At 62.6% G+C, this 6,343-nt stretch carries 4 protein-coding genes; all 4 read left to right on the forward strand.

What is annotated here, in order from left to right:
• Nucleotides 1-270: 270 nt before the first annotated feature.
• The gene (locus R3F72_RS18195) at nucleotides 271-834 is read left to right on the forward strand and encodes a hypothetical protein (RefSeq protein WP_332780437.1); all 564 of its coding nucleotides are present in this window, start codon (nucleotides 271-273) and stop codon (nucleotides 832-834) included.
• A gap of 170 nt (nucleotides 835-1,004) precedes the next feature.
• Nucleotides 1,005-3,707 (forward strand): DNA ligase D, encoded by a 2,703-nt coding sequence (ligD, locus tag R3F72_RS18200; protein ID WP_332780438.1) that lies wholly within the window; start codon nucleotides 1,005-1,007, stop codon nucleotides 3,705-3,707.
• A 92-nt stretch (nucleotides 3,708-3,799) separates the two neighbouring features.
• The gene (ku, locus tag R3F72_RS18205; protein WP_332780439.1) at nucleotides 3,800-4,573 is read left to right on the forward strand and encodes a non-homologous end joining protein Ku; all 774 of its coding nucleotides are present in this window, start codon (nucleotides 3,800-3,802) and stop codon (nucleotides 4,571-4,573) included.
• Nucleotides 4,566-5,816 carry a non-homologous end joining protein Ku gene (ku, locus tag R3F72_RS18210; protein ID WP_332780440.1) on the forward strand — a complete coding sequence of 417 codons (1,251 nt, stop codon included), beginning with the start codon at nucleotides 4,566-4,568 and terminating at the stop codon, nucleotides 5,814-5,816. Before ku (R3F72_RS18205) ends, ku (R3F72_RS18210) begins: the two co-directional genes overlap by 8 nt.
• Nucleotides 5,817-6,343: the final 527 nt, after the last annotated feature.

A 6,343-nucleotide genomic window follows, 5' to 3' on the forward strand; every position in this document is an offset into this window, starting at 1 on the left:
TGGTGGCCGACGCTGCTGAAGGGGCTGCCGAAGCTGACCGCACTGAGCTGACGCTTCTGCGAGACCACCACAGCATCAGAAAGCGAGCGACCGGAGCGGCGGGCGGCGATCACGGCTGCTTGGACGGCCGCCATTGATTCCAAAGAGCTATAAGGAAGCGGGGAAATTTCAGCGTTTTGGCATTACTCAACAGCTATTCGCGCTGAAGAAGCCGATCCTGATAAGCGATGCCACCAGTCAGTACCTTCAGACCGCTCAATCAGCACCCTCGTGAATGAGGCGGGGGTATGGCTGTTTTACGCGCAATTGCTCTATCTGAATTTCAGAAGGCAGCGGCAACCGAAGATCATCATCAATCGCGGCGGCGGCAAGACGCTGCAGGCGCGCTGTGTCGTCAGCAACATGAGCCCGGAGGCGATCTTCATCGAACATATCTTCGCCATCCTGCACACGGACAAGGGCGATTACGCTATCAGCATGATCGATATGGAAGATGCCGAAAAACCGAAGTCGTCCCAGCTGGCGGAGACGACTCGGCAGGGGCCGATGATGCCCGGCAGTTTCAACGATATCGGCACCTTCGAAGGCATCATCCAGAAAGTGCAGACCTACCACGGCATCGCCGCCGACGAGATCGTCCTCGAAGCGATCGAGCTGCGTTTCATTGCCGTATACGGCAGTGAGGACGCGCCGGTCGGCGCGCTCAGGAAGTTCGAGCTGGTCGAGAACGAAAAGGGCCATTTCCTGACGCCGACCTCCCACGATACCCGCCGCTACGCGTCGCATTGGGGTCGGTACAAGGTGCGTCAATGGATTCGCGAGATGAACGACTAGCTAGATGAACGACTAGCTAGGTGAACGACCAGGAGCCGCGCGGCGGCCAGGGATCAGCACTGGATGACCTGGATTGATGATCTGGCGCGCCGAGTGGCGTCGACTACGCTGAAATCTTCATTGGCAGGATCATCGTTTCCATTCGCCAGGCTATCGTGAGGGAGCAACGGATGGCTGACCTCGAGACCTATCGCAACAAGCGAGACTTCTCGCGCTCGCCGGAGCCTCGCGGCAAACGCGGCAGGAAGCGGTCGCGGTCGAGTTTCGTGATTCACAAGCATGACGCCAGCCGGCTGCACTACGATCTGCGGCTGGAAGAGGATGGCGTGTTGCGCAGCTGGGCGCTGCCCAAGGGGCCGAGCCTCGAGCCGGGAGAGAAGCATCTGGCGGTGCAGGTCGAGGATCATCCGCTCGACTACGGCGATTTCGAAGGCGTGATTCCTGAAGGTTACGGCGCCGGCACCGTGATGATCTGGGATCGCGGCGAGTGGCGTGTCAATGGCAAGCACGACGACGGCCAGATCGATTTCGAACTCGACGGCGACAAGCTCAAGGGCGCCTGGACGCTCAAGCGCATGCGCGGCCGGAGTGGCGACGGCCAGCAGGGGAGCGGCAGGCAATGGCTGATGATCAAGCGCCACGACGATGGCGATGCCCACGTGCCCGACAGCCTGGATGACGTCAGCGTGGCCTCGAATCGGCGCATGACGGAGATCGCCGAAGGGACGTCCGAATCCGCCTCTGCGAAGTGCGAATCCTCGTCATCAGCAACCTCGTCATCAACAAGCTCGGCATCGAAATCCTCGTCAACGAAGTCCTCATCATCAAAAACCTCATCGAAAACCGGGGGCAAACGCTCGAGCAGCGGTCGCAAGGCCAGCGCCATCAAGATCGATCCCGGTCAGGTCGAGGGTGCGCGGCAGGCGAGCTTCCCGGCCCAGCCCAAGGCGCAGCTGGCCACGCTGGTCGACGAGGCGCCGGCCGATGATGACTGGTTCCACGAGATCAAGTTCGATGGCTACCGCATTCTGGCGCAGCTCGACGGTGACAGGGTGCGCCTGCTGACTCGCAACGGTCATGACTGGCGGGACCGCTTTCCCGAGATTGCCGAGGCGATCGAAGCCCTGCCGCTGGACAAGGCCCTGTTCGATGGCGAGGTCGTGGCGCTGCGACGCGACGGCGTCAGCGACTTCCGGCGTCTGCAGGGCGCGCTGAGCGAAGAGAAGACCGCCGGGCTGGTCTATCAGATCTTCGATCTGCGCTATCTCGACGGCCTCGGGTTCGAGGGCGTGACACTCGACGACGCGGCCCTGCGCGATCGCAAGGCGGTGCTGGCGCAGGTCTGCGAAGCCGTGGGAATCGGCAACGGCGGCATGCTGCGCTATACCGATCATATCGAAGGGCAAGGCGAGGCGTTCTACGAACAGGCGAGCCGCCAGGGTCTGGAGGGAATCGTCTCCAAGCGTGCCGACTCCCCCTATCGCGGCCGCCGCAACCGGGACTGGCTGAAGACCAAGACCGAGCGCCAGGCCGAGTTCGTGGTCGGCGGCTACACCGATCCCCAGGGATCGCGCAACGGCTTCGGTTCGCTGCTGATCGGCGCCTACGACGACGCGGGCAAGCTGCGCTACTGCGGCCGGGTCGGGGCGGGGTTTTCCCACGCCCAGCTCGCCGAGTGGCAGCGCGACCTGGCTCGCTCGCCGCGCAAGACCTCGCCCTTCGTCGAGCGCGATATTCCCGATCTGGCCAGCAGCCACTGGGTCACGCCGAAGCGCGTGATCGATGTCAACTTCAGCGAATGGACCAACGATGGGCGCCTGCGCCACCCGCGCTTTCGCGGCGTGCGCGAGGACCGCGATCCCAAGGACATTCGATTGAGCCAGCAGCAAGCCTCGGGGGCGACCATGACGGAACAGGCCAATGGCAATCATTCATCCGCAAAGACGAACGGCTCCGCAAAGGCGAGCGGCAGCGGTGACGTCAGGATCGAAGGCGTTCGGCTGACGCATCCGGACCGGGTGCTGTTCGAAGAGGAAGGAATCACCAAGCGGGCGCTCGCCGAATTCTATGCCGAGCAGGCCGGCTGGATCCTGCCCGGTCTCGCCGAGCGGCCCTTGACGCTGCTGCGCTGCCCCGGCGGTGTCGGCAAGGAGTGCTTCGTCCAGAAGCACCCCAGCGACACCATGCCGGACGACCTGCCGAGCGTGGCCATCGCCGAGAAGTCCGGCAGGCATGACTATCTCTACGTGCGTAGCGCGGCCGACCTGGTGGCGCTGGTCCAGATGGGGACCATCGAATTCCACCTCTGGAACAGCCGCGTCGACGACCTCGAACGCCCCGATCAGCTGGTGTTCGATCTCGACCCCGCGCCGGACTGCGAGTGGCAGGCGGTCATCGATGTCGCCGGCGAGCTGCGTCAGGCCCTGGCCGAGCTCGATCTCGTCGCGTTCCTGCGCACCACCGGCGGCAAGGGGCTGCATCTGGTGGTTCCGCTCAAGCCTCACGCCGATTGGGACATCGCCAAGGCGTTCGCCGAGGCGGTCTGCGAGCGCTGCGCCGACCGCCATCCCGATCAGCTGACGCTCAACATGTCCAAGCAGGCCCGCCGCGGCAAGGTATTCCTCGACTACCTGCGCAACGGCCGGGGTGCCACGGCGGTGGCCTCCTATTCGGTCCGCGCCAGGCCCGGCGCACCGGTCGCCACACCGATCCGCTGGGATGAGCTCGGGCCGAAACTCAAGGCCGACCGATACACGCTGACCAACCTGCCGCGCCGGCTGGCCTCCCTCGAGCAGGACCCCTGGGCCGGGTTCGACGACGCCCGCGAACGGCTGACCAAGCAGCGCTGCCGCGATGCCGGAATGGAGGTCTGAATGTCTGACAGGAGGATGGCCGATATGTCCAAAGGGACGATGGCCGGCCTGTCCGAAGGAACGAGGGTCCCAATGAGTGAGGAAACAGAATGATGAGCGCTCGCGCGGTCTGGAAAGGCGTCATCGGTTTCGGCGGAGAGCGGGTGCCGGTGAAACTCTATACGGCGGTCAGCGACCGCAACGTCCATTTTCGGCTGCTCGACCGGCGTCGGCATCGCCCCGTTCATCAGGCGATGATCGAACCGCAGAGCGGCAAGACGGTATCGCGGGACGATCGGCACAAGGCGGTCGTCGACAAGCAGGATCGCATCCTGTTCGATGACGAGGAGCTGGGCGAGCTGACGCCGGCGCCCTCGCGGGATATCGAGGTGATGCACTTTCTCCCCCAGGGGATGATCGACAACCAGTGGTATCAGCGCCCCTATTTCCTCGGGCCGGATGGAGATCAAGACACGTTCGACGCCTTTGCCGCCGCGCTTGCCGATAGCGGCCGGGAAGGGCTGGTCCACTGGGTAATGCGGCACAAGGCCTATGTCGGCGCGCTGCGCGACCACGACGGCCACCCGGTATTGATCACCTTGCGCCATCTCGACGAGGTCGTCGACGCCGATGCCCTGGAACCGCCCGGCGGCGGCAAGCTGAACGACAGCGAAGTGAAGATGGCGACGGATCTGGTCGAGATGTATGCCGCCGATTTCGAGCCGGAAACCTATCAGGACGAATACCGCCAACGGCTGGAGGCGCTGGTGGAAACCAAGCGCAGCGGCAAGCGGGTCAAGGTCAAGCATCGTCGTCGGCAGGAACCCACCGACGATATCGCCTCGTCACTCAAGGCCAGTCTGGCCCGGGAGCGCAAGCGTGCCTAAGTCGGATAAGTCCAAGTCGAAAACATCGAAGTCGGAAACATCGAAGTCGGACAAGCAGCATCACCACGACAGCGGTTTTCGCGGTCCGCGACCGTTCTGGTCCGGCACCATCGCCTTCGGGCTGGTCAATCTGCCGGTCGGCCTCTACCCCGCCCAGCACGCGCGGGACATCACGCTGAAAGAGGTGGACGACAAGGGCAGGCCGCTGTCCCGGCGCTTCTTCAGCGAGTCCGGGCGCAAGCCGCTCAAGACCAGCGAGCTGGCGCGGGGCGTCGAAGTGGACGAGGACCGTTACGTGGTCGTCGAGGATCAGGAGATCGAGGATGCCACGCTCGAACATCGGCGCGAGATCGAACTGAGTCGCTTCGTCTCGCTGGATGAACTCGATCCGCTCTACTTCCGGCGCGCCTACTTTCTGGTGCCGGACTCTCGTTCGGGCAACGGCAGTGGCGCGCTCAAGCCCTATCGGCTGCTGGCCGCGGCGATGGAGAACGCCAATCGGGCGGGCATCGCCACGCTGGTGATGCGCGGGCGGGAAGTGCTGGTGGCGATTGTGGCCGAGAACGGCATCCTGCGAGCGGAGGCGCTGCGCTTTCATGACGAATTGCGGACGCCGCAGAGCCTTGGCCTGGACGCGCCGGGGGACCCGGATGCGACACGCCAGCGGCAGATGCAGCGCGTCATGGACAAGCTCGAGGCGAAGCGCTTCGATCCCGATGAATTGATCGACCCGCATATCGAGGCGCTCAAGAAGCGGGTACGCCAGAAGCGCCGCCGCCACGAGGATATCGTGCCGATCGAATCTTCCCGCGCATCGGCGGACGATGACGATGAGCAGGAGGGCGCCGAGGTCATCGATCTGATGCAGGTGCTCAAACGCAGCCTCAAGCGTGGCCGGGTCGAGCCCTCGCGCCAGCAGACGAATGAGCGCAAGGAGACGAGTGGCCGCAAGGAGAGCAGCGGGCGCAAGGGCAAGTCGAAAAGCGATGGCAAATCGCAGGACGAGGACTCGTCGAAAAGCGAAGACACGCCCCGGAAAGCGGAAGGCCGGACCGGGAAGCCTCAGAAATCACGAGGCGAGCAGGCGAAGCCATCCGGCAACCGCAAGAAGATACCAACGAAAACCGAGCTCTCCTCGCTCACCCGTGAAGCCCTCTACGAACTGGCCCAGCAGCGCGACATCGCCGGGCGTAGCGGCATGAGCAAGGCGGAATTGATCGACGCGATAGGCCGCCACCGCTGAAGTAAGGCGGTGGCGCTACCTGACGCAGCCTTCCATCCGGCTATTCGGATATCCATCCAGCCATCCAACTATCCAGCCATCCAACTATCCAGCCATTCAGCTATTCGGCTTTCCAGCCATTCGGCTCTCAGCCAGCGCGACTCATCGAAAATAGGGATCGTTACAGACTTGGAATTATACGGTCGTTCGGTTTTGTAGGATAAAAGTACCAGAAATTCCATACTCATCCTGGGTCGACAACGGGCATTGGTGAATTGGATGAGGCATCAATGGAAAAGAAAGTTACTTTGTTTTTAAGTATATGTTTCTAAAAACTTTTTGAAAAACAAAAAGACGGGTCGATTAGGTTTGGCCGGTAGAATTATCGGTGGATGACCCTGCCTTCAGGTTCTAAATAAAATGTAACTATTCAGGTGGCTGCGGATGGCATGTCGCCAACCACCTGATTTTTTTGGCATAGTGTGCCTGATCCTTCGGCACGTCTATGCGGTGACATGACCATCAGCGATATCAACGTCGACGAGGCC

This window comes from Salinicola sp. 4072, from assembly GCF_036663415.1.
Lineage (GTDB): Bacteria > Pseudomonadota > Gammaproteobacteria > Pseudomonadales > Halomonadaceae > Salinicola > Salinicola salarius_A.

Excerpts from the sequence above, each read along its gene's own strand:
- ligD (WP_332780438.1), top strand. The coding sequence starts at position 1,005 with ATGGCTGACCTCGAGACCTATCGCAACAAGCGAGACTTCTCGCGCTCG.
- ku (WP_332780439.1), top strand. The coding sequence starts at position 3,800 with ATGAGCGCTCGCGCGGTCTGGAAAGGCGTCATCGGTTTCGGCGGAGAG.